Raw genomic sequence first — 22,906 nt, 5'->3', positions numbered from 1 at the left:
CTTAAGGTTTATTTTCGCCTATCGGCAGCACGACCCTGAATATCGTTGCCCTGTCGGCATCGCTCTGGACAGAGATCGTACCACCGTGTTCGTCTACGATCTTCTTTGATACGGAAAGCCCCAGACCGGTGCCTTTGCCGGGGTCGTTGGTAGTGAAAAATGGTTGAAATATCTTATCCCGTATAGATTCGGGGATACCGGAGCCGTTGTCCTCTACCTCTACGACTATGGCATTGGGGCAGGAGGGCAGGTCGCTGTTGGTTGTCAGGTAGGTACTCACTTTAAGGGTCTTGTCCGTAGCCGGGTTGGTTTCCGGTACATTTTTCAAGGCGTTTTTGGCGTTATTTATCAGGTTTATAAACACCTGTTCAAGCCTTATGATGTCGCCATTAATACGGGGGAGGTCGGGTGCCATGTTTTTTATCACATCGATTCCGTTGAGTTTCAATTGCTGCCCCAACAGTTTAAACGGCCCTTCCACTACGATGTTTATATCTATGAGTTCCGTGTTCATGGCCTCGGTACGGCGCGTGAATATCCGCATATGGTCAATGATGGCAGCCATCTTATCAACCTGTTCCACGATATCGGTAAGGTCGGTTTGCAATTCGTCGGTGTTATGGCGGCCTTTTTGTATGTCTTTAATGACCGACTGGCAGACTATTTTTATGCCATTCAGGGGTTGGTTGAGTTCGTGTGCGACACCGGCGGTAAGCTCTCCCAGGGCCGATAGCTTTGCCGACTGGATCAACTGTGCGGTGGCTTCTTTTAATTCGTCGTTGAGTTTTTCCATATCGGAGGCACGTCGCTCAAGTTGCGATCTTGACGTCATCAGCTCGTCAAACAGGCGGTGAAACCTCCGCTCAAGGACACGGAGCTGATCCCCGCCCATTGATTCAATCGAATGCAGGCCAAGATGTGCCCTGGAGACGTCTGCCACATAGTCGTCCAGTTTCCTGATACGCATCGTGATATAGAGCATGATCACGATAAAAGACAATATAAGCGCAACGGCGGTAATAATGTTAAATCTGAGGCTGCCTGAGAGCACATTTGCCCTGATCTCTTTAACCTCATCCATTGAGATTATCGAGGCAAGCATTACATGGACCTCATCTTCACCATAGTCCAGGAAATGTTTGCCGACAAATATGAATTTATCCTTCAGGTCTTCAATCCTTTTTGCATTTGGTATCAGTTCGGGTTTATTGCTTGCCATTATGGTATGGTCGTTGGCGCCGGCCAATACCACGGTATTTTCATTGGAGAGAGGCCCCATAGCGTCTGTGAGTAAGTCATCATTGATGGGATGGGCTATTACAAGGACGGCCATTTTGTTGCCTGTGGCGTCTTTGACGTCCTTGGAGGCCAGGACGTAGTTGCCGCTGTCAAGGCGTTTCATGTAAGATTGCCCCGGATACAACCGCAGAGGTGTCAGCTCCCTGAACTCGGCAGGCAGGGGGGTGTTGGTTGCGTTATACGCCCCCCGGAGTTTGCCGTCTTTGTCGTAGAGCATCGCATAGTCAAACCCTACAAAAAACTTGAGCACCGATGCCTTGGGCAGCCACGGGGGGAGTTCATGGTCGTCAGCCGTGTTTGGCGGTTTGCCGCCGTCCCATGAGGCGTTTTGTATATAGGCGATTAGTTCATAGTTATTTGCCAATGCCCCCACACTGTGCTGATAGCTGAGAAAGTAACTATCAAACATCTGTCTGTTTTCTTTGTTCTGAGACTCCAACTGTTTATGGAGTTGTGCATTAAATATCTCATCCATCATTTTTCTATGTATATGGCTTAATACCAGTAGCAACGTTATACCCAGGATTACCATAATGGTGGCGATCTTTATCGTGAGGGAAACATTGTCCCAAAATATGCTATGCTTTCGTTGTGCGGATAAGTCCATATGTCCTTTAAACCTATATCCGTGATAAGCAGACGAATTCTGTCCTGCCTGTTTCAGTTACGGTATGTCGATTTTTAATTTCTTAAAGACAATCCTGTAGACGGTTCCTTTTGTGGTGTCTACTTCGATACTGCCCTTTAGTTTTTTCTTTGCCAGGTCATGTACCAACTGCATACCTAACGACCTCGATTTGCTCAGATCAAAGTCCTTTGGAATGCCAACGCCGTTATCGCCAACCAGCAAGACGTAATTGTCGTCATCATCTTTTTTAAAGCTGACAAATATCTCACCAGAAGCGTTGTCGGGAAATGCGTATTTCATGGAATTTGAGACGATCTCATTGATGATCAGTCCACAGGGGGTTGCAATGTCAACGTCAATGGCTATTTGTGCGATATCTATATCCAGCTTTAAAACCGGTGTGTTTGGATGCATGTCATATGAATTGACAAGTTCTGTGCAGAGTTCGCTAACATACTCCCCAAAGTCGAGTTTTGACAGATCGTCGGACTGATACAGCTTTGTATGTATGGTGGACATTGCCTTGATTCGGTTAAAACTGTCTACGAAGACATTTACAATGCGTCTGTCGGTGATATTTTCGGACTGCAGGCTCAGTAGGCTCGTGATTATCTGGAAGTTGTTTTTGACCCTGTGGTGGATTTCCCGCAGGAGTGTTTCCTTGTATTCTGCCGATTTGCGCCATTGCTCCATGCCATGCTTGTACAGAGCCATCTTGATCATTATATGTATCTCTTTGTCGGTGGAGGGTTTTACAATGTAACCGTAAGGTTCCGTTATCTTTGCACGTTCCAGCAGTTGTTCATCGGCGTATGCGGTCATGAATATAATGGGGATATTAAATCGTCGTGATACCTCTGCGGCAGTATCTATGCCGTCCATTGCGCCCTGGATTGCTATATCCATAAGTATGATATCGGGCATATCTGTTTCGGCCTTTTTGATAGCTTCCTCAGACGACGGAACCACCGACGTAATTATATATCCCAGCTTTTCCAGTTTCCGCGTTAAGCTCAACGCTATGATCCCCTCATCCTCCACGATTTGCACCCTTGCCTTGTCCATTTGACCACTTGCTCCTTAATCTTATTCAGTGCCAGGGGATAAATTGCACCACGCACCTCACCCCTTGACACATTATCAAGTAGGGTACAATTAATCAGACCGGATTGTCAATAAAGCAAAAAAAAGCATGGTAAAATGGGGTCAAGGGGACTTCTTCGTGCCCGGGGTGGCTCACCCCTCCCCTTGCGGGGGGTTCTGAAGGGGCCAGGTGCGACCTGGAGCGCCAAGAAGCGGAGCCGCCCCTTTCTTTCTTGCCTTAAAGGGGATTTTATCATCACGTTGTTTCGGTTTGATGCTGTCCCTGCTGGGATTGTGAGTACGGCAATCTGATGCGAAACGTTGCCCCCATGTTTGGGGCGCTTTGTGCGATGATTTCTCCGCCGTGACGCTTGACGATCTTTTCGCAGATGGCCAAACCCATACCCGTGCCCTCGTATTTGTCCTTGCCTACGAGGCGCTGAAAGGGCTTAAACAATCTGTCAAGGTATTTTTCGTCAAACCCGATACCATTGTCGGCCACCGTGATTTCGCAAAAACCGTCATGGGCAACCATGCACTTGACCGATACCACGGGGGGAACGCCCACCTTGTGGAACTTCAACCCGTTGCCAATGAGGTTCATAAACAATTGGTGCATCTGCAACTTATCGGCGTCAATGGTGGGCAGCATGTCCGTTTCAACCCGCCCGCCGGACTTGATTAAACGAGCCTCCAGGTCCGACAACACATCCCGTATGATGTCATTGAGGTTTGTGGGTGAGAAGGGCTTTGCCCTGGTGGTGACGCGTGCGAAGTTGAGCAGGCCGTCGATGAGGGTTTGCATCCGCTGTGCCGCACCCTGCATCCGTGACAGATAGTCCAGGCCATCGGCGGGGATGTTGGCGGCGTGCTTGTCCTTTAAGCGGTCACCAAAGGCGATGATCTTTCTGAGGGGCTCCTGCAGGTCGTGTGAGGCCACGCCGGCAAACTCCTGAAGCTCTTCGTTACTGCGCTTGAGTTCCCGTGCGTGCAGCGACAGGGCATCCCTCATCTCCACCAACTCACTGATATCGGCAAGCAGGGCAAATGCACCCGTGATGACACCGTCCGTGTCCCTTATGGCGGAGATGTTTATGCGACTGTGGAATTGCCTGCCGTCATGCCTCTTAAACGTGACATTTGCCGCCGTACTGTTGCCGGTCTTAAATACGTTGGCAAGGCTGTTGACCAGGACGTCTTCGTCCTCTTGTCCAACTATGAGCAGAGGTGCCGTATTTGGGTCGTACAACTGTTGCCCTGCAAGCTCGGCGTGTGTCATGTTGAGCATCTGACACAGGGAGTCGTTGACCTCGGTTATACGCATGTTGTGGTCTACTTCGAAAAACCCCTCCGGGGTGGTGTTGATAATGTTGTGGTACTTCTCCTCCGACTTCCTGAGGGCCTCCTCGATGCGCTTGCGTGCGGTCATATCGATAGACATGCCGGCAAGCATTCGCTTTCCCGTTTCGTCCCTGAACGGAAATTTGATGACAAGCCACTGATGTACGCCATCCTCCTGCCGGAAGGTCTCTACCAGGTCAATCGTCTTGTTGACGGCCAACACCATGTCGTCGTGGGCACGTATTTCGGCGGCAGTGTCGGGGGGGAAGAGGTCAAGATCGGTCTTACCGACGATGTCCTCTATCTTCATGTTTGTAAAGCGGGCGATTTGTTCGTTTGCATAGATGTACTTGCCGGTTTCGTCCTTTATAAATGCGGCCATGGGGGAGTTTTTCATGAAGCTGAAAAACATATCCTGGGCATACTTGAGTTTGCGTTCTGTAAATCTTCGCTCAAGTATCCCGGTGAGTGTGTTGGCTATGGTTGTGAGGAACCCCTCCTCCTGTGTATCTCTGACGTGTCCGGCCACAACGTAGAGGTTGATGACCCCCAGGACATGCTCCCTCGATACAACCGGCACACAGTAGTGACCGTGTTGTGCAACGTGTTCGTATCGTATGTCGTGTAGCTCGTTTATCTCACTGACAAAGACCACCTGTTTTAAGCCGGCTGCCTTACCACAGACGCACCTGCCAAAGGGTAGCCTCGAACACGTCTCTATCTGTTCCTGGAAAAACCCATGTGAGGCCACCATCTCAAGCACCCCGGGTTCATCGCCCACAAGGAATATGCACCCCTTGGACTGGATCGACAGCCAGGGAATTGAGAGTATCACGTCAAGGATGCGCGACAACTGCTTCGCCAACGGCAACGGTTCCAGGGCAATTGTCAGCACGGAGCTTATGACACGCTGTATGTCGTAGTTGCGCCGCAGGAGTTCTTCGGTCTTTTTTCGCTCGTATATCTCAAGGGAGAGCTGCTGGTTGGCAAGGGATAGCTCGCTGGTGCGTTGTTCGACCCTGCTTTCGAGGTTTTCCCTTGCACGTTTTATGGCCTCTTCGGTCTGCTTGCGGCGTGTGATGTCTCGTATGATGGCTATTGATATCCGTTCACCACCCATTTCAACGGAGTTTATGGCCACCTCTATGGGAAGGAAAAAACCGTCCTTGCCTCTTGCCGTCATCTCAAAGACCCTTATCTCGGTAGGGTTGTAAAATTCGCCGATATTAGTGTTATCCCCCAAAAATGTCCCAATGTCAAGCGCCATTGCCTCACTCTCCGTGTAGCCAAAGAGCTTCTCCGTGGCCGGGTTTATGGATAGTATCTTTGCACCCTCATGGAGTGTCACAATCCCCATCGGGATGTTGTCTATGATAGTGCGTACACGTTGTTCGCTCCTGCCCAACTCTACGGTTTTTTCAAACAACCGGTCTTTGGTCAGACGCATCTCATCAAACAATCGCAGAAAACGCTTCTCAAGCATGGCAAGCTGGTCTGCGTGTCCGCTTGACGTAAAGCCGTTTACACCAAGTACATTCTTGGAAAACTCCTCGATGCGCATGTTTACACCCTTTATGCGTCTCATTATATAAAACAGGACTATCATAAAGGACAGTATCAGCATTGTGGCCATAAACAGTCGGTGTTTCCTGTCCTCGGACAGGATTATGAGTTTTAACCTGTTGACCTCACTATTGGCTATAAGGGATATAAACTGCATGGAGGTATCCGCCTCACCGTAGTCAAGAAACGACTTGCCCATCATCAGATAACGCTCCTTCAGTGAGTCGATGTGCGTACCTGCCTGTAATAAATCCGGTGTGTTGCTGCACATAACCCTCTTGGTGAAACTGTCCACAAGCACCACGGCCTCCGCTTGATTGATTGGCTTTATGGCATCGGCAAGAAAGCTGTCGTCTATGGGGCTTGCTATTATCATGGTTGCCAGGGGTGAGCCGTCGTCGTTTTCCAGGGAGTCACCGGCCAGGATGTAGGGGACGTTGTTAAAGGTGGTAATAAAATACTGGCTATTAATACTACTGATAAGAGCCGGATCGGGTTTTAACAATTGCTTAGGTATAGGCCTGTCAGTTGCTTGGTATATCTCCCTGACCCTTCCGGCAGGGTCCAAGAGCATAGCGTATTCTATATGCGCAAAGAAGCGCAATACCGATGACTTTGGCAACCAGGATGGGTGTTTAAGGCTGATAACCGGTTCTGCCTTGTCCTGTGCACTAAAGTTGGCCCTGGCTACGTATTTGGCAAAGTCTACACGTTGTACAAACAGCTTGATTGACTGGTGATAGCTAATCATCACGTTGTCAAAATGACTCCTTTCGTCCTTGGCCTTGACGCTTAACCTTTCTCTGAGCTGAGTGTTGAGGGCATCGTTGATCCTCTTGTCAAGGAGCATCCCCAGCAGCCCTCCGGCGCTCAACCCTACGATCACGGTCAGCACAAGCATCCGTACCGTAAGGGATAGCCCCGAAATCAACCGCAAGAGTTTGTTCATTGCCTACGGTTCACCGACGAGTTCGTTTTCCTGGAACTTCCACCCGTACTTCTTCAACTGGTCTACGGGCGCCAGGTAGTAGCTCTTGTCGATGGCATTGAGGTTTTGCAAAATATGCTGTACAAGCTTGTTTGCCTGTGGCTTGGATAGGCCAGGCTGCTCCCACGTCGTAATGCTAAACGTCCGATATATTGTGTACATGCCTCTGGCGAGTTTGTCGTTGTCTGCGGGGTCAATACCTTCGATCTTCAGGGGCTTGACCTTGTCTGCGTACTTGAGATTTTCCATGTGCCAGAGGGTTTCGTATCCAACGGCGCCCTTGAGAGATGCCACCGTGGCAAGCATGTCGGCGATGGTGCCGATTTCGGTCAGGCGGTGTCCAAAGAGGTCCTCGTTGGCCAGGAGCAGGCACCAGTGCCCAGGGCGTGTCTTGCAGTGAAGACGAACGACCGGCTTTATCGGCATGTCTGTCTTGATAGCGCCTGCTCCCTTGGTATCAGACCATTTGTGGAGCTTTCCCATAAATACCTTGCGGGCATCATCAATGGAGATGTTGTCAACGGGATTGTCCTTGTTGACCAGCAGGGCAACCGACGATATGCCAAGCGTGTGATACTTTAAGTTTGGCAGGCGGTCATTATCCCCCGGTGGACAACACATTCCGGTGATATCGGCATTCTTTCGCATTGCCGCTCCAGCCACCGTTCCACACGTCCCCTCCACGACGGCTATCTTGAGGTTGTTCTGTTTTTCGTACTGCCGTATCAGCGGCAGGATCGCCGGATAGAGTTGCTGGTCTAACGCCACGGCCAAGTCCGCCCCTTCGGCCCATTGCTCATACTTGATGGGTTGTTTGACCCAACTGTCCGGCATCTGAAATATCTTTGCCGGGTCAGAAAACGGCGCTCCCCTTAAAGGGTCCTTTGGTTTGGCAGATTGTTTCATCTCAGCGCTTGCCGTGGTGATGAACAACATCATCAAAAAAATATAAATCCCTGTTTTGTAACTCATAGTACGATGTCCTCCTTTTTTTTTCTTTTGCCGGGTATATTATAACACATTGTTAAACTAATATTGTATCATAAAAGGTGCATAAGTTTTCGGTGGATAAACAAGCTATCCTTTATGGGGTCAAGGGGACTTCTTCGTGCCCGGGGTGGCTCACCCCTCCCCTTGCGGGGGGTTCTGAAGGGGGGCGGAGGGGGTGAGGCACCCCTGCCACAAACCGCCCCTTTCTTTTCTCTTACGGTCAAATGCGATTGACTTGTTACAGGCAACTATCACTTGACATGAGACACGCTTTTACCATAGCAGCCATCCAGAGTGGGACGGGCAAGACGACGCTTTCGCTTGGAGTGATGTCGGCCCTGGGCAGACTGGAACTGAAAGTGGCACCCTTCAAGGTCGGGCCGGACTTCATAGACCCGGGACTGCACAGGGTAGTCACCGGCAGGACGTCCTACAACCTGGACACCTATATGTGCGATGCCCCATACGTCAGAGACCTGTTCAACGACAAGTCCGCCGCCGCCGATGTTGCGGTTGCAGAGGGCGTGATGGGGCTGTTTGACGGCGAAGACGCCTCCACGGCTGCTGTCGCACGGCTGCTGTCACTGCCCGTTGTCCTGGTGGTTGACGTGCGCGGGATGGCGCAAAGTGCAGCCGCTATCGTTGCCGGCGTCAGAGGCATTGCCCCCGAACTCGCCATCGCAGGGGTGATCCTCAACAGGGTCGGCAGCGACAGACACATCCGTCTTGTCAGTGACGCCATCACACGATACTGCGATGTCAACGTGTTGGGCGGCATACCGTTTGCCCCCGACGCCGGACTTGCACAGAGACACCTCGGTCTCTTCACTGCCGAGGACGGATGCCTCAATCCCCAAGTCATAGACAAACTCACCCGCCTCATCCAAGATAATATCGACCTCAACGCCTTGCTGAAAAACACCCGTACCGTTGACGCAAAACCAGGGCCATCTGTCAGCGTTGCAACAAGCAACGTCGCCAGTCTCCCCACTCTGAGGATTGCAGTTGCCCGCGACAACGCATTTTGCTTCTACTATGAAGACAACCTCGAAATGTTACAACACCAAGGGATGACCATTGTCACCTTCAGCCCCCTCAACGATGAAAAACTGCCCGATGGCACAGATGCCCTGTACCTGGGCGGCGGCTATCCCGAACTGTACGCCGGAAGGCTTTCGGCCAATGCCTCCATGCTCGAAAGCATACGGGGCTTTGTGGCCGCCGGGGGGGTGACGTATGCCGAGTGTGGAGGGTTCATGTATCTTTCGGAGGGCGTCACCGGTCTGGACGGCGTCTTTTACCCGATGGTCGGCGTATTTGCAGCCAGGGCAGTGATGAGAGACAGGCGCGTGAGCCTCGGCTACAGGCAGGCCGTCCTGCTTGAGGACACGATTATCGGCAGGAAGGGCAACATCGTCAGGGGGCACGAGTTCCATTACTCGGAGATCGTTGAAATGCCATCCGGTGTCAAAAACGCCCTGGAAACATCACAAGGGACACAGGGCATCTGGCTCGCCCCCAACTGCCTCGCAAGCTACATACACCTGCACTTTGCAAGCAACCCCGATATTGTGCGCAGTCTGAAGAAAAACATAGAGGGTCGGCGAGCCCCTTGACCCCTTCCTGCGAGAGCCTTGAGTTTGTGGGTGGGACATCGGTCGATTATGCAGCGGGAAAAAGAAATCGGCTATTGCATGAAAAACGTCTTAACGATAAGGGATATCATGCCGGCCAGCATACCGCCCAACATCAACTTGAGCAAGACCATTTCACCGCCAATCCTGGCAACGTCTTCCCTGATCTTGGCGCTGTCTTCCTTGACCTTAGCGATTTCGTCCCTGAGTCTGAGTTCTGTCTTGTTGACGTCTTCCTTGACTTTGGCTATATTTTCCTTGAGTCTGGTCTCTACCTTAAACAAGTAGTCCTTAGTCGCCAAGTCTCTTCTGGTGTATAGCCCAGCCTCGCTTTGACCTCTGGGACTTTGGTTTTAGGGTTTCGTGTGTTATGTGCAAGCTGGTAGTATGTGGTTACTGAACCATCCGTATTTTTACGAGTTGTTGTTCTCAAATACATACCTACGTTACGTCAAGATTTATTTTGAATAGCGTGTATCTACGAGGTTTGAATTTTTAGGCTGTTTTTTGACTGTAAACCAGCATGAATACTATGTGCCTCTCTCCGTGTGTGCCTGTTTGGAAAAAACCCAAGTGTGTGACTATGTACTTTCAACTTGCGGGCAAAAGATGTTAATATAAAGGCAGGCAAACGAAATGGTTAAGGCTATCGTATTATACTCCGGTGGACTGGACAGCACCCTTGCTGCCATTGTGATGGTGGAGCTTGGTGTGGAGGTGATAGCGGTGCGCTTTCTGACGCACTTTGGCTGCGACACAGGAGAGAACACGGCCTACCTCAACGACGACATCCCGCACGCAGGGCAGTTTGGCTTCAAGGTCAGGTTCTGCCACCTGGGACAACCCTTCGTTGACCTCGTCAAAAACCCCCAGTACGGCCACGGAAAAAACATGAACCCCTGCATCGACTGCCGCATCCTGATGCTCAAGGAGGCCAAGCGCCTGATGGGCCTTGTCGGGGCGGATTTCCTCGTCACTGGCGAGGTCATCGGACAACGCCCGATGAGTCAGCGACGCGACACCTTCCCGGTGATAGACAGGCAGGCCGGGGTCGATGGCCTGGTGCTGCGACCGCTGTGTGCAAAACACCTCAAACCTACCATCCCTGAACTGGCCGGGTTTGTCGATAGGCGACACTTGTACGGGTTCAACGGTCGCAACAGAAAGCCTCAGATGGGCCTGGCGGCAAGCCTCGGATTGACTGACTACCCAGTCCCGGCCGGTGGATGCCTGCTCACCGATGCAATATACTCCTACAGACTGAGGGAGTTGCTGGCACACGACCCCAACCCATCCATGCGTGACATAAACGTGCTGCGGGCCGGCAGACACTTCAGGCTCTCTGAGACGTGTAAGGCCATTATCGGCAGAAATGAGGCCGACAACAACTTTCTTGAAACACAGGTGACATCAGGCGATATCACAATGCAGGTCATGTCAACCGGAAGCCCGCTCACACTGCTAACAACCACAGAGGACAAGGTCGATGATGCACTCCTGAGACTGGCGGCATCCATGACGGCCCGCTACAGTGACAAAAAACACAGGGACATGGTCGATGTCTCCGTCTTTCGTGGCATCGACGAACTGATGGCAATAAAGATAGTACCCCCGGCATCAGAGGAAAAGATCAATGCCCTGAGAATAGAGGACAAAGGTGCCAAAGGCAATATTAAGCCTGTATGAGTTTAACCTCTGCATACGAGACATTATATCGCAGACGTTCTCTGATGCTTATTACATAGAATGAAGACGAGCATAGAACATACCATAGGGAAATGAGGATGTTGTTTGTCCACAGGGGATTGACAGGGATTCTTTGAGAGCGTTACAATAGAAATGTGGGTGCTACTTAATTACGATGGATATGAACCAACAGAAAGAGCAGTTTAGTATTGCTTATGTTAGAGCTGTAGTAGCAGCAGCCGGTTTTATTTGCTATAAATATGACACAGATGTTGACAGTATAGATATGGGCATCAGTGGAATTGGAGGAGTAGGAACCGCTAAATCACCAAAAATAGAATTACAGTTAAAATGTACTGCAAAAGACATAATATTTAGTGATGGTGTAAGGTATCCTCTTAAAATTAAGAACTACAATGAGCTGAGGGGTGAAGACTACCTAATACCTCGTCTGCTGGTTGTTGTTGTTGTACCGGAGGATATAAATGAGTGGTTACTACATTCAGAAGATGAACTATCAATGCGGCATTGTGGATACTGGATGTCATTGCGTGGATTTCCTGAAACAGACAATGAAGAAACGATAACTGTTACCCTACCCAGAACACAACAATTTAAGGTTAATGACATATGCCAAATAATGGAACGTATAAGTAATGGGGGATTACCATGAAGGCTTCTATTCACGATAAACAAGTACTCTCAAACCTTAAACCACTTGATATTCTTATGTATCTACGTGCAACTGGATGGCATGAGGTGAAGACAGTTCCAGATAAGTGGACAGTATTGATTAAGGAGGGTGATTTTGAAATAATCTTGCCATTAACCAACCAATATAGTGATTTTGTTTTACGTATGTTAGATATGCTCAAGACCTTAGAGGTAGTTGAGGAACGCTCTCAATTCGAGATAGTTAATGATTTAAATACTGCTTCTGCTGATATAATACGTCTGCGTGTTTCTGATGCTGAATCAACGGATGGCACTATTTCTATAGAAGAGGGGTCTAAAATAGTTCAAAGTTCACGTGACTTAATTATGGCAAGTGCTTGTGCCGCAATAGAGAAACGAGCAATCTATCAAACCAGAAAACCAACACGGGTTATGGAATATTTAAAAAAAGTTCGATTGGGACAAACTGAACATGGAAGTTATGTGATAACTGTCATTTCGCGTGTTGTGCCGGATTTAAAGGTGCAAACTCCTGAAATGGAAGAACCTTTTGAAAGGCAGGTAGTAATAACATTAGCCAAGGCTATTTCAGCGGCAAATCATGCGGCAAGCAGCGCTGTTGCAAAAAGTAGTTTTCAGGATTTTCAAGCTGTGGTTAATGAAGGAGTCAGTGCAAATCTATGCGATGCTATCTATGGCCTTGCATCAGGAGGGGAATCCGATAAGGGATTAGAGATCAGTTTTTCCTGGTCAAGGAGCCGCCCATTGAATGACCCAAACATCCAAAGCAAAATCGTATTTCTTCCGGATAGTATACCTATTTTCAAGGAAGCCGCCAGGCTGTTTCGAGACACAAATGCACGAGATGACTTTGAGCTTTGTGGCCCCGTTGTAAAACTCGAAAGAGCAGCAGATGGAGCTACGATGGGCAAAGTAACTATCCTTGCATTTGTGGATGAGCAACCTAAAAAAATACAGATGGAAATGATAGACACGGACTATCAGAAGGCCCTTCAAGCTCATGGCAATCAGGATACAATCTACTGTATGGGATCACTAACGCGGGAAGGGCGTTCTTTTATCTTAAAAAACCCTCACAATATAGCAATAGGAAGCAGCCCTGAATAAAAATCAGTATACACTGCCATCACTTCCAACTTATGGCCAAAAGATGTTAATATAAAAACAGGCAAACGAAATGGTGAAGGCTATCGTATTATACTCTGCCGGACTTGAATGACCATGGCGGCAAGCATCGGAAGAAAGACTCAAGGCTTTGACAATAGAGGACAAAGGTGCCAAAGGCAATATTAAGCCTGTATGAGTTTAATCTCTACATAAAAGATATAGTATCGCAGACATTCCCTGATTCGTACTATATAACGGCCGAGATAGCCGCTCTCAACGTCGATGCCAAAGGCCACTGCTACCTTGAGCTTGTAGAAAAGGACGACTCTACCATCAAGGCGCAACTGCGTGCGGCCATATGGTCATCGCGCTACAAGGCGATCGCCAGGGAGTTCCAGACAGTCACCGCACGGACGCTCTCCAAGGGGATGAAGATACTCATCGAGGCCAATCTGACCTACCACGAGCGTTACGGTCTGAGCCTTAACATCGCCAAGATCGACCCCTCCTACACCCTCGGCGATATGGCAAGAAAACGACAGGAGATCATTGACCGCCTCAGCCGTGAGGGTCTCACAGACAGAAACAAGGCTTTGGTGATACCCTTGGTGCCTCAGCGCATAGCCGTTATATCGTCGTTGAAGGCGGCCGGCTATGAGGACTTCACAAAACACCTGCGAGCCAACTCCTTTGGTTACAGCTTCAGGGTCAGTCTGTTTGCGGCCGTCATGCAGGGCGATGCTGCGGAGGGTTCGATCATAAAGGCGCTGCTTGCCTGTGAGGCGGCCAGGGATGACATTGACGTTGTGGTCATCGTCAGGGGTGGCGGAGGGGCGGCGGACCTCGATTGTTTTGACAGCTATGCCATAGGCCGTCAGATAGCGATGATGTCCATGCCGGTGATATCCGGTATCGGCCATGAGAGGGACAGGACGGTGGTTGATGTCGTGGCGCACATGACGGTCAAGACCCCAACGGCTGCTGCGGTATTTCTGATAGAACGTCTGAGGACCTTTGAAGAACGGATAGAGTCTCTTGCAAAGGCGCTCAAGAGCGCAGCCGGGGCAGTGGTGTTGAAAAACAAGTATGCGCTGAACAATTACGTCAAGGTGGTATATGGTTCGGGGCGGTTGATATCCAGACACATGGGCGTGCTTGCGTCGATGACCGACAGGCTCAGGCTCCTGCTGAACAGGGACGTAAAGGACATCCGGCGTCGCAGCAACGACCTGTTTACAAGGACGACGACCCTCATGTTTAGCGCCAGGCGTTACATTGTGCGTCAGGGGGAGCGTCTGAAGGCCCTCAATGACAGCATCACCCACCTCAACCCGGAAAACATCCTCAAGCGTGGCTACAGCATTACCTCCGTCAACGGCAAGGTGTTGAAATCAGCCGATGCGGTAAAAACGGGCGATGTCCTGAGCACACAGCTCATGCAGGGCGTGATTTACAGCACCGTGCGACCCAAGACCCGTGTGAGGGTCATCGAAGATAAACCCAAAGAGGTAAAGGATGAAGGAAGAAAAGACCTATTCTCAGGCTATTAAGGAAATAGAGGCAATCATCACCGACATAGAAAAGGAGACCATCGATGTTGACGTCCTGACCGAGCGCGTCAAGACCGCCATAGAACTGATAAAGGACTGCAAGGGCAGGCTGCGAAGGACGGAGGAAGAACTAAACGGTGTCCTGAAGGAGTTTGAGCAGGTGACGGTTGAGGAGGGGTAAGGTGTGACAATCAATTAATAGCCGTTTGCGTTGATGTTACTTGAGTCTCTTCGCCTGCGTCTACGGATGGTAGCACTATCGTAAAGACTGCGCCCTTTGTGTCATTTGAGGCAAAAATTCTGCCTCCCATGTTTTGCTCTATGATGAGCCTTGCCATATGCAGCCCTATTCCCGTGCCTTCGTTTCCTTTTGTCGTAAAGTACTGAGCGAATATATTCTCTGCTACCTCCGGTGGTATGCCGCCGCCATCGTCATGTATCTCCAGTGTTACAGAGTGATCTGTTTTAGACAATACGATGAGTATAGCTCCGGTTTCGTTTGAGTTGGCGGAGATGTTGAGCCGTCTTTTGTTGACGATGGCGTCTCTGGCGTTGCAGAGGATGTTGAGGATGACCTGCTTGAATTCGTTGGGGTAGCCCTCTGTTATAAGCTCCGACTTGCAGGTACACACCTCAGGTTCAACATCGTTGCACTTCCTCCGGACGGTATCGTATATGCACTCAACGGTAACCCTTATGCCGGCCCTTGACAACTGATCGTGCAGCAGATGGATTACCTCCTTTATGGCGGAGTTGATCTTAAAGGGCTTTTTTTGTTTGCTCGGCGTTAAGAAATTCCTGAAGTCGTCTATAGTATCGGACATGTACATGATTTGCGCCATTGTTTTTTCCACCGCATCGGCGAGATAACTCCTGGTGAATTCGCCAAACTCGTGGGCATCCTGCAAGTCTTGTATTATCATGGCGATGGCGTTAAGGGGCTGCTTCCACTGATGCGCTATGACGCCTATCATCTCACCCATGACAGCCATCTTGGATTGTTGGATGAGCATCTGTTCCTGTTGTCTTAACTCGTTAATCTTCTCTCGCACCCTTTTTTCGAGGTGTGAGTTTAATTCCTGCAGTGCGGCCTCCGTCTCCTTACGCACGGAGACCTCGTTTGTCAGTTCCTCGTTGATCTTTACTAATTCCATGGTTTTCTCTGATACGAGATCGTTGAGGTGGTTGTGATATATCCTTAGCTCTTCAACCATCTTGTTAAAAGCGTTGGCCAGGACGCCGACCTCATCCTGAGTTTTTACATCTACCACAACGGACAGAGAGCCGTCGGATATCTCCTGCGTAGCCTTGCACAGGGTCTTTATCGGTTGCACGATCTTCAGCGATATGCGATGAGAGATAAAGACGGTAATCAGCACTAAGACGGCAATAGCCCCCAGCAAGGCTATCTCTAATATTGTCCTCTGACGAAAGGCATTTTCCATTGATGATGCAAATATCAACACCCCTGATAACTCATTGCCAAACTCAATGGGGTTGGCCACGACATAATATCTCGCTCCTCCAAGAGTTATCTCTTTAATGGTCTGCCTTCGGATGACTTTAACCTCATCTGCCAAGACCTTGAGGTCAGCGTCGAGGATTATGGCGGAATCGTTAAACGTAGTTGCCTGCGGGAAGTCGCCGCTGTAAACGATTGCGTCTAACCCGTACTTTGCCTTTATTTGAGTCAGTAAGCCATAATCCACAGACCTGGCAACCTCCAGTACCCCAACAGTTTTATCGTTTACCCTGATTCGCACAAATGATGCAATCACGATTGCCGTATCAACACTCAACATGCTGGTAACATCTGCACCGTTTATCACCCGCTTTATGATATCTCTATAGTGAACGTATGATTGCGTTGAGGCAGTGTAATATCCATGTGCCAGGACCATCCCGTCCGGGGTTAGAACCTTGATGGCACTTGCCCCTGAGAGGGTTTTTATCCTTGGTAATATGTCTGACAGGGCTTCTTTGTCGCGAAGTTTAGTCGTATTCATGATGCTTTCATCATCGGCTATTGAGTCTGCGATACCGATCAGGTCATGTCCTATGGAGTGAAGCTCCATCTCAGCCCCATTTACGCTTCTGGTGAGCATCAATCTGGAACTCTTATCGATCTGTCTGCCCAGTACGGCTATGCAGGCTATCACGATAATTACCGCCGGCAGTATGACCAGAGGAAGAAAACCAGCCAGTATTGAGTTTTGCAGTTTTTTCATTGACAGATGCTATTTTTAACAGCCAATGGCACAAATAATGGCTTACCGAATCTCATCTTGCCGTAAAAGCAGATTATCTCCTGTCCGTCTGTGGATGTGATAAAGTTGATAAACTTCATGGCCCCTTCATAATTTACTCCGGAAACTTTGGTTGGATTAACGGCAATGACCCCGTAAGGGTTAAATAATTTCTTGTCTGCCTCCACGACAACAACGAGGTTTAACTCTTCCCTGTTAAACAGGTATGTGCTCCTGTCAGAGAGGATGTAGGCCTTTCGTTCCGAGGCTGTTCTGAGTGCTGTTAGTATGTCTTTTCTTGCCTGGATATACCATTTACCCGATGGTTTGAGCTTGAGCATTGTCCATAGAATTTTCTCCCTGGCATACGTACCGGATTTGTCACCCCGTGAGACGAAGGTTGCCTCTTTATCGTAAATCGCCTTCATGGCGGTCAGGGCGTCAGTTTCCCCTTTTAAATGCAGGGGATCGTCGGGTGGGCCAAGGATTACAAAGTCGTTATACATGACATCCATCCTGTTGATGCCATAGCCATCCGATACGAATTTATCCTCGGCCTCTCTGGAATGAACCAGGACAACGTCGGCCTTGCCATTTCTTGCCAAATCCAGGGATGCGCCGCTTCCTACCATGATAATATCAACGCTGATGCCGTACTTCCTCTCAAAGACCGGGATAAGTCTATCCAGCAGGCCGGACTCAACGGTGGTTGAGCTGGTAGCGAGTCTCAAGCGTTGTGCATCTTTTTTTAGCGGTTCGGCTGGTTGTTTGTAACAACCAAGGGGGATTACACAAAACACAACCAGCAGGGCTGTTATTACTGCTTTATCACGACTTCTGGCCATTTTTCTATTGTCCTTTTTTTTGTTATTATAGCATATTTACGGCGCATTAAAGGGGGCGTTACGGTAGACGATTCTACTTGAGCACGGAAAAGAAAATGTGCCGGGTACGGGCAGGGCCGGGGGTTACTTTAAGAACAGGCCCTTAAACAGTCTTCCGTGGACGATCTCTCCGGCAGGTTTTATCTTGACCACTGGGGAGTTGCGTTCATTGGTCAGGATGTCGGTTATCCGCAGGAGGGATTGTTCCGTCAGCTCTCGGATGGTTCGTCGTTTGGGGACATAGGAAACCTCCTTTGGTTCGTAGACCGTCGTAAAGCTGATCGATGTAAACAGTGACATGTAGACCAAGCTCTTGAAAATCCTTTTGTTGGTCTTGAAGGAGAAAAAGATGTCACACAGTGAGTTCTCCAGCAACACGTCGTTTCGCCTCTGGACGCTCTTGGCGATGGCGATTGCCTGGAGCCAGTATTTTTTTTGGATGAGGCTGTCGGCCTGGAGCTCGTATAGTGTGTGCTGGATGTTTTTCTTTTCCTTGGTCAACACTTCGTGAGCGACGGTGTCTGCGGCCAAGTGACTGAGGTAGCCGTATGCGAAGGCCCTCTGCTGGTGGTTTCTGGCGTTGTCGAGCAGGGAGAAGCCAAATCGCCACGAATGCGAGTTCCTGTCCTGTGGCAGGTACTTCTTGCCCAGGACGATGTCGGCAACTATGTTTCCATACAGGAAGTCATCCTTGTAGGCGTTGATGAGTCTGTACACTGCCGAAGGGATCAGGTATGATGCGGCCAAAATTTCGCTGCCCAGGTACATGTGGGTCAACGGCCCCCACGCGTAACACTCCGATGGGATAAAAACAACTCCAAACGTTATAACCAGCATTAACAGCATTGGTGATCTATATTAAAATATCTTGCATGGATATTTCAACTGCCAGAAATTTTTCAACGAACCCTAATCTACCCCCCTCTTTGAGAATCTGCCGCCGTATCTCTAATCTCCTTCCCCAAACCCCCCTGTCGGTAAGACGTGGTACGGGCGAATGCCTGGTCATCAGAACACTTGCAAGGCCGATGCCTCGATCTGCTCTTTCAAAACACGGTGCAGGCTGCGCCGTGTCATGATGTCGGTTTTGCATCCAAGTATTGCAGCGGCTGCGTACTTGATATCCATTAACTGGAAAAGCCCCATTGATCCTTCGGGGTGATCGAAAAACAGGTCAACATCGGAATCGTCTTTAGCTTCGCCACGCACGGTTGAACCAAACATGAAAAGATGCTCAACCCCAAGTTGCTTCAACTCGGTTTCGTGCTGTTTTAATCGGCTTATGGCTTCGTTAAGTTCCATTATTATATTATAGCAAATTTCTATTTGATTAAATGCAAATTCATAAAGTCCCCCTATTTTATAATGCTGAGAAATAGCCAACAAAACTATGTACCCTAAAGCGACTTGGCCAGATTGTAGTGTTCTAACATGGCCACTGAGATTTCAGGGCTTGAAGGCCATTGGCCGCGTCTTTGCCCCGTATGAGTCTGATAATCTCCCAAGCGGTCGGGATCAGGCTGTACCACCTTGCCATCCTTCAAAAAGAGCAGCCCTATTTTATCGGTCGGCATCCTGGCCACAAAGGCTTCGGCTTCATTGAGGACTTGCCGCAACCGCGTCATAATCTCGGCGGCATTAACAGGCGGATCGCTGGCAACGCGCCTAAAGTCTGACTCCGTATAACGGGCAACGCGGCGGATTTCGTTGATCAGCCCTTCGGGCGTGAAACCTGGAGACTTATCGACGGCGGCTAGGATAACGGCTCCTATTGGTAAAATCCGGTCATTGACCGTTATTAAGTCCACCACGTCACGCGGTTCTCGCCGTCCGGCTGCGGCCATAACCTTATTTGTAGCAAGATCAACTGGATGAAGGACGTAGCCGAAAACATCATCCCGCACGGTCGGAAAATATCGGTAATCACTGTCAACCACCCACTCCAGCTTTGTTGTCCCGTCTTCCTTTGATGCCAGGACGGTGTAAATGGTTGGCTCGCGTCGTAGCCATTGGAGGGTGTAGCCATTGGCCTGCAAGAGGGCACTATCTTCTTCAGACGCCCGCGCCACTCGTTCTTCGCGGTCATGGAAGATGTCGATGTCGTCGGAATAGCGCGGTGCATCCCTGTTTAACGGCGTGCTGCCCGCAACATAACTTTCCAGGTCGCGATGCGCTGCCAGAAGGCACAAAATATCGGTCTGAATCTTAGACAGCGGCACTACAAGCCTCCTCGATCTGTTCCGCCAGCCGCCGTGCCGCAAGGTCACCTTCAACCCTCAAACTCCGTGTGATGGCTAAAGCATCTTCGCGGGTCGGATTGGGCACAGGGCAACTACTCCACAGGGCAACCGCTCCATATTCCTTAAATGCACGGCGGTAGAGAACCTCTATGTCCTTCAGTTGATCGGTCATAGCTAAAGTATATCACTTTAACGCTGCAGGTTACAAGTGATATCTGGTGAACTATTACCCGGTATCTATTTAACAATCTGGTTAAGCTCAAAGATTGGCAGCATCACGGCAAATACGATAAAGCCGACGATCAACCCCATAAGCAGCAACAACGCCGGTTCCAGCATCGTCAGCAGACGTTTGACCTGCATGTGGAATTCGTTTTCATAGCCTTGTGCTGCCTTCAGGAGCATGTCCGGGAGGGTACCTGTTTTTTCTCCGGTGGCGATAATCTGGCGCACGAGGGGGGGTAGCAGAGTCAACGCACCGGACATATCCACGCCCTCGGCAATCTCCCTCTCTGCCTCCATGATGTGATGTTGGAGGTAGGCGTTGCCGATGGAGCCGGCGGCCAGCTTGAGTGTCGCAAGCACGGGAATTCCACCGTTTAGCAGAAACCCCGATATCCGCAGAAACCTCGACAGATAGAGCGCATTTAACACCGGCACCTTGTTGAGCATCACCCCGACAAGCATCCGGTTGCGTGCAACAAAGACCCGCAACGCCCACCATCCCCCCCCCGTCAGCGCAATCAACGCCCACCAGTAACGCTCCACCACGTTGCTGACCCACAATAGGACAACCGTAACAAATGGCAAGGCCTGACGTGAGTCCTCAAATATCTTCGTTATCTTGGGCACGACAAACATAAAGATGAATAACAGCACCACAGACCCCACGCCCAGCATGATCATGGGATAGACCGATGCCGCCCGCACCCGTGCCCGCAACTCCTCCTGCGTCTCCAGAAACTGTGCAAGGTGCTCCAGTACTACGTCGAGGTTGCCTCCGGTTTCGGCGGCACCTATCATGTTGACGTAGAACTCGGCAAAAACATCGGGGTACCCTGCCATTGCCCGACAGAGGCTCATCCCGGCCATGAGCTTGTCCCTGATGTCGGCCAGCACCTCGCGACCATAGCCACGCTGTTGCTCCGAAAGCGTCCTGATCGCCTCCACAATCGGAATACCGGAGGACAACAGCACGGAGAGCTGCCTGGTGATGACGCTGAGATTGACCACCCGCTTGCCGCGTGAAAACCTGCCGGAAGATATCCGGCTTTCTTCGGAGATTTCGCTGGGATAGAGGTTTCTCTGGCGCAGGAGTCGCAGACAGTCGGCGTGGTTTTCGGCGTTGATGGTGCCTGTTTCCTTGGAGCCGTCCGTGCGGTAGGCGCTATATCGAAAGATCATAACTCACCCCTTAGAGTTGGTTGATCGGCATGGTCTTTCTGGGTCACACGCAACACCTCGGCCAGGGTCGTGATACCGGCGGCCACCTTGGATAGACCGTCTGCCCGTAGTGTGGTCATTGCGTTGTTGACGGCGTGGGTCTTTATCCTTGTGTAGTCAACTCCTTTGTCTATGAGTGAGATGACCCCGGAGTCCATCTCAAGCAGCTCGAATATGCCAATCCTGCCCCAATAGCCCGTGTGGTTGCAACGTTGGCATCCGGCACCGCGGGACAACAACTCTGGTGGTGTGGCATCGCAGCGGAAGTAATCCAGTTCGATGGCAGAGGGGACAACCCTCTGTACACATTCGGGACATACCTTTCTGAGCAGTCTCTGAGCCAGAACGCCAACGACAGACGAAGCGATCAGAAACGGCTCTATCCCCATATCGACCAGACGCGTGATGGCCGATGCGGCGTCGTTGGTGTGCAACGTGCTCAACACCAGGTGGCCGGTGAGGGAGGCCTGGATGGCTATCTCAGCCGTTTCGATGTCTCTTATTTCGCCTACCATGATGATATCGGGGTCGTGTCTGAGGATGCTGCGCAGGCCCTTGGCAAAGGTCAGGCCGATCTTGTGGTTGACGTTTATCTGGCAGACGCCTCGCATCTGGTACTCGACGGGGTCTTCGATAGTGATGATGTTTTTTTCGTCGCTGTATATGCTGTTTAACGCTGCATAGAGCGTGGTGGTTTTGCCGCTGCCCGTGGGACCGGTGACGAGGATTATGCCGTGTGCAGAGGCAAGCATCCGGGCCAGGGTCTCCTGACACTTTGGAGACATCCCCAGTTGGTCAAGGCCAAGAGTGCCGCGTTTTCTGTCCAGGAGCCTCAGCACCGCCCGCTGCCCAAACGCCGACGGTATGATGGATACCCTGACATCAACGTCCTTGCCACCAACGAGCAGCCGGATGCGGCCATCCTGGGGCAGGCGCTTTTCGGCAATATCAAGGTCGGACATTATCTTTATCCGGCTGATGAGGGCGTCCTGGATTATTTTTGGCGGAGCGATGACCTTTCTCAGCATACCGTCGATGCGCATCCGCACGATGAGTTCCTTTTCGTATGGTTCGATGTGGATGTCGGAGGCGTTTTCCTTTACGGCCTGTTGCAGGAGTGCGTTGAGGAGTCTGATGATGGGTGCGTCTTCGGTGAGTTCCATGATGTCGTGCGGGGACTGGAACGTCCGTGCTACGGAGTCGAAGTCGCCCTCGGCCATGTCGCTCATCACCTCGGCAGCGGAACCGATCATCCCGTAGGCGTGGTTGATGAGGTCGAGCAGTCGGTCCTGTTCAACCTTGATGGCCTCCGGTGTCAGTCCCATCGTTCGTGCCAGCTCGTGCAGGGCGAACATCCCCTGCGTACCGCTGACGAGCGCCCTCAGGACGTCGCCGTCGCGTCTCAGGGGCAGCACCAGGTTGCCCCGTGCATACGTAAGGGATATCTCCTTGAGCAACGCCAAGTCCAGTGAGTTATCCCCTAACTCTAAAAACTTTTCACTATCACCCATTTTCCAAAGCCCTTTAA

The 22,906-nt window shown here is 50.4% G+C and carries 19 protein-coding genes and 1 pseudogene; 6 read left to right on the top strand and 14 right to left on the bottom strand.

The features are described from left to right. Position 1: 1 nt before the first annotated feature. The 4 genes from Mcas_RS16470 to Mcas_RS06755 form a co-directional block, all read right to left on the bottom strand. Positions 2-1,831, bottom strand: coding sequence for a sensor histidine kinase (locus tag Mcas_RS16470; RefSeq protein WP_162176272.1), 1,830 nt, complete (start codon positions 1,829-1,831; stop codon positions 2-4). Between the two features lie 132 nt (positions 1,832-1,963). Then, complete coding sequence (locus tag Mcas_RS16465; RefSeq protein WP_052566958.1) at positions 1,964-2,992, bottom strand: sensor histidine kinase; 1,029 nt, start codon at positions 2,990-2,992, stop codon at positions 1,964-1,966. A 274-nt stretch (positions 2,993-3,266) separates the two neighbouring features. After that, entirely contained in the window at positions 3,267-6,863 is a 3,597-nt protein-coding gene (locus Mcas_RS16460; protein WP_081853671.1) for a PAS domain S-box protein, read from the bottom strand. Between the two features lie 3 nt (positions 6,864-6,866). Beyond that, complete coding sequence (locus Mcas_RS06755; RefSeq protein ID WP_040334764.1) at positions 6,867-7,874, bottom strand: substrate-binding domain-containing protein; 1,008 nt, start codon at positions 7,872-7,874, stop codon at positions 6,867-6,869. Between the two features lie 278 nt (positions 7,875-8,152). Between Mcas_RS06755 and Mcas_RS06750 the strand changes: the two genes are divergently transcribed. Continuing rightward, on the top strand, positions 8,153-9,508 hold the full coding sequence (locus Mcas_RS06750) for a cobyrinic acid a,c-diamide synthase CobB (protein ID WP_040334763.1): 1,356 nt from the start codon (positions 8,153-8,155) through the stop codon (positions 9,506-9,508). Positions 9,509-9,579: 71 nt separating this feature from the next. On the opposite strand, the gene Mcas_RS06745 is transcribed toward Mcas_RS06750, so the two are convergent. Both Mcas_RS06745 and Mcas_RS19435 read right to left on the bottom strand, forming a co-directional pair. Beyond that, a complete protein-coding gene (locus Mcas_RS06745; RefSeq protein WP_040334762.1) occupies positions 9,580-9,828 on the bottom strand; it encodes a hypothetical protein in 249 nt (82 codons plus the stop codon). Continuing rightward, positions 9,828-9,965 (bottom strand): annotated as a pseudogene (locus tag Mcas_RS19435) (hypothetical protein); the annotation flags it as partial. The gene Mcas_RS06745 and the pseudogene Mcas_RS19435, both read right to left, overlap by 1 nt. Positions 9,966-10,162: 197 nt before the next feature. Here Mcas_RS19435 and Mcas_RS06740 point away from each other — a divergent pair. From Mcas_RS06740 to xseB, 5 genes are all read left to right on the top strand, one after another. Beyond that, on the top strand, positions 10,163-11,212 hold the full coding sequence (locus Mcas_RS06740; protein WP_052566956.1) for a DUF814 domain-containing protein: 1,050 nt from the start codon (positions 10,163-10,165) through the stop codon (positions 11,210-11,212). 175 nt (positions 11,213-11,387) lie between these two features. Next, the gene (locus tag Mcas_RS06735; protein WP_040334761.1) at positions 11,388-11,885 is read left to right on the top strand and encodes a DUF4365 domain-containing protein; all 498 of its coding nucleotides are present in this window, start codon (positions 11,388-11,390) and stop codon (positions 11,883-11,885) included. Beyond that, the gene (locus tag Mcas_RS06730) at positions 11,882-13,015 is read left to right on the top strand and encodes a hypothetical protein (RefSeq protein WP_040334760.1); all 1,134 of its coding nucleotides are present in this window, start codon (positions 11,882-11,884) and stop codon (positions 13,013-13,015) included. The genes Mcas_RS06735 and Mcas_RS06730 overlap by 4 nt, the downstream gene beginning before the upstream one ends. Before the next feature lie 167 nt (positions 13,016-13,182). After that, on the top strand, positions 13,183-14,565 hold the full coding sequence (gene xseA / locus Mcas_RS06725; protein WP_052566955.1) for an exodeoxyribonuclease VII large subunit: 1,383 nt from the start codon (positions 13,183-13,185) through the stop codon (positions 14,563-14,565). Next, positions 14,531-14,746 (top strand): exodeoxyribonuclease VII small subunit, encoded by a 216-nt coding sequence (gene xseB, locus Mcas_RS06720; RefSeq protein ID WP_040334759.1) that lies wholly within the window; start codon positions 14,531-14,533, stop codon positions 14,744-14,746. The genes xseA and xseB overlap by 35 nt, the downstream gene beginning before the upstream one ends. 10 nt (positions 14,747-14,756) lie before the next feature. On the opposite strand, the gene Mcas_RS06715 is transcribed toward xseB, so the two are convergent. The 8 genes from Mcas_RS06715 to gspE all read right to left on the bottom strand — a co-directional run bounded on the left by Mcas_RS06715 (position 14,757) and on the right by gspE (position 22,889). Beyond that, on the bottom strand, positions 14,757-16,793 hold the full coding sequence (locus Mcas_RS06715; RefSeq protein ID WP_040334758.1) for an ATP-binding protein: 2,037 nt from the start codon (positions 16,791-16,793) through the stop codon (positions 14,757-14,759). Continuing rightward, entirely contained in the window at positions 16,790-17,656 is an 867-nt protein-coding gene (locus Mcas_RS06710) for an ABC transporter substrate-binding protein (RefSeq protein ID WP_040334757.1), read from the bottom strand. The genes Mcas_RS06715 and Mcas_RS06710 overlap by 4 nt, the downstream gene beginning before the upstream one ends. A 123-nt stretch (positions 17,657-17,779) precedes the next feature. After that, entirely contained in the window at positions 17,780-18,541 is a 762-nt protein-coding gene (locus Mcas_RS06705) for a zinc dependent phospholipase C family protein (RefSeq protein ID WP_052566954.1), read from the bottom strand. A 162-nt stretch (positions 18,542-18,703) separates the two neighbouring features. Next, entirely contained in the window at positions 18,704-18,997 is a 294-nt protein-coding gene (locus tag Mcas_RS06700; RefSeq protein ID WP_040334821.1) for a nucleotidyltransferase family protein, read from the bottom strand. Positions 18,998-19,092: 95 nt separating this feature from the next. Next, the gene (locus Mcas_RS06695) at positions 19,093-19,764 is read right to left on the bottom strand and encodes a hypothetical protein (RefSeq protein ID WP_156033226.1); all 672 of its coding nucleotides are present in this window, start codon (positions 19,762-19,764) and stop codon (positions 19,093-19,095) included. Between the two features lie 136 nt (positions 19,765-19,900). Beyond that, positions 19,901-20,107 (bottom strand): hypothetical protein, encoded by a 207-nt coding sequence (locus Mcas_RS06690; RefSeq protein WP_040334756.1) that lies wholly within the window; start codon positions 20,105-20,107, stop codon positions 19,901-19,903. 65 nt (positions 20,108-20,172) lie between these two features. Continuing rightward, entirely contained in the window at positions 20,173-21,339 is a 1,167-nt protein-coding gene (locus tag Mcas_RS06685; RefSeq protein ID WP_040334755.1) for a type II secretion system F family protein, read from the bottom strand. Beyond that, on the bottom strand, positions 21,336-22,889 hold the full coding sequence (gspE, locus tag Mcas_RS06680; protein ID WP_040334754.1) for a type II secretion system ATPase GspE: 1,554 nt from the start codon (positions 22,887-22,889) through the stop codon (positions 21,336-21,338). Before gspE ends, Mcas_RS06685 begins: the two co-directional genes overlap by 4 nt. Positions 22,890-22,906: the final 17 nt, after the last annotated feature.

The organism is Candidatus Magnetobacterium casense (assembly GCF_000714715.1).
GTDB classification, from domain to species: domain Bacteria; phylum Nitrospirota; class Thermodesulfovibrionia; order Thermodesulfovibrionales; family Magnetobacteriaceae; genus Magnetobacterium; species Magnetobacterium casense.
Note: the sequence above shows the minus strand (reverse complement) of the source record. Positions and strands in the feature narration are given on the sequence as shown.

Bases quoted from the DNA above. Each gene is read 5' to 3' on its own strand.
- Mcas_RS06685 (WP_040334755.1), bottom strand. From the start codon at position 21,339: ATGATCTTTCGATATAGCGCCTACCGCACGGACGGCTCCAAGGAAACA.
- Mcas_RS06750 (WP_040334763.1), top strand. From the start codon at position 8,153: ATGAGACACGCTTTTACCATAGCAGCCATCCAGAGTGGGACGGGCAAG.
- gspE (WP_040334754.1), bottom strand. From the start codon at position 22,889: ATGGGTGATAGTGAAAAGTTTTTAGAGTTAGGGGATAACTCACTGGAC.
- xseB (WP_040334759.1), top strand. From the start codon at position 14,531: ATGAAGGAAGAAAAGACCTATTCTCAGGCTATTAAGGAAATAGAGGCA.
- Mcas_RS16470 (WP_162176272.1), bottom strand. From the start codon at position 1,831: ATGGTAATCCTGGGTATAACGTTGCTACTGGTATTAAGCCATATACAT.
- Mcas_RS06755 (WP_040334764.1), bottom strand. From the start codon at position 7,874: ATGAGTTACAAAACAGGGATTTATATTTTTTTGATGATGTTGTTCATC.
- Mcas_RS06735 (WP_040334761.1), top strand. From the start codon at position 11,388: ATGGATATGAACCAACAGAAAGAGCAGTTTAGTATTGCTTATGTTAGA.
- Mcas_RS06740 (WP_052566956.1), top strand. From the start codon at position 10,163: ATGGTTAAGGCTATCGTATTATACTCCGGTGGACTGGACAGCACCCTT.
- Mcas_RS06710 (WP_040334757.1), bottom strand. From the start codon at position 17,656: ATGGCCAGAAGTCGTGATAAAGCAGTAATAACAGCCCTGCTGGTTGTG.
- Mcas_RS06730 (WP_040334760.1), top strand. From the start codon at position 11,882: ATGAAGGCTTCTATTCACGATAAACAAGTACTCTCAAACCTTAAACCA.
- Mcas_RS06700 (WP_040334821.1), bottom strand. From the start codon at position 18,997: ATGGAACTTAACGAAGCCATAAGCCGATTAAAACAGCACGAAACCGAG.
- Mcas_RS06705 (WP_052566954.1), bottom strand. From the start codon at position 18,541: ATGCTGTTAATGCTGGTTATAACGTTTGGAGTTGTTTTTATCCCATCG.
- Mcas_RS06715 (WP_040334758.1), bottom strand. From the start codon at position 16,793: ATGAAAAAACTGCAAAACTCAATACTGGCTGGTTTTCTTCCTCTGGTC.
- Mcas_RS16460 (WP_081853671.1), bottom strand. From the start codon at position 6,863: ATGAACAAACTCTTGCGGTTGATTTCGGGGCTATCCCTTACGGTACGG.
- Mcas_RS16465 (WP_052566958.1), bottom strand. From the start codon at position 2,992: ATGGACAAGGCAAGGGTGCAAATCGTGGAGGATGAGGGGATCATAGCG.
- Mcas_RS06690 (WP_040334756.1), bottom strand. From the start codon at position 20,107: ATGACCGATCAACTGAAGGACATAGAGGTTCTCTACCGCCGTGCATTT.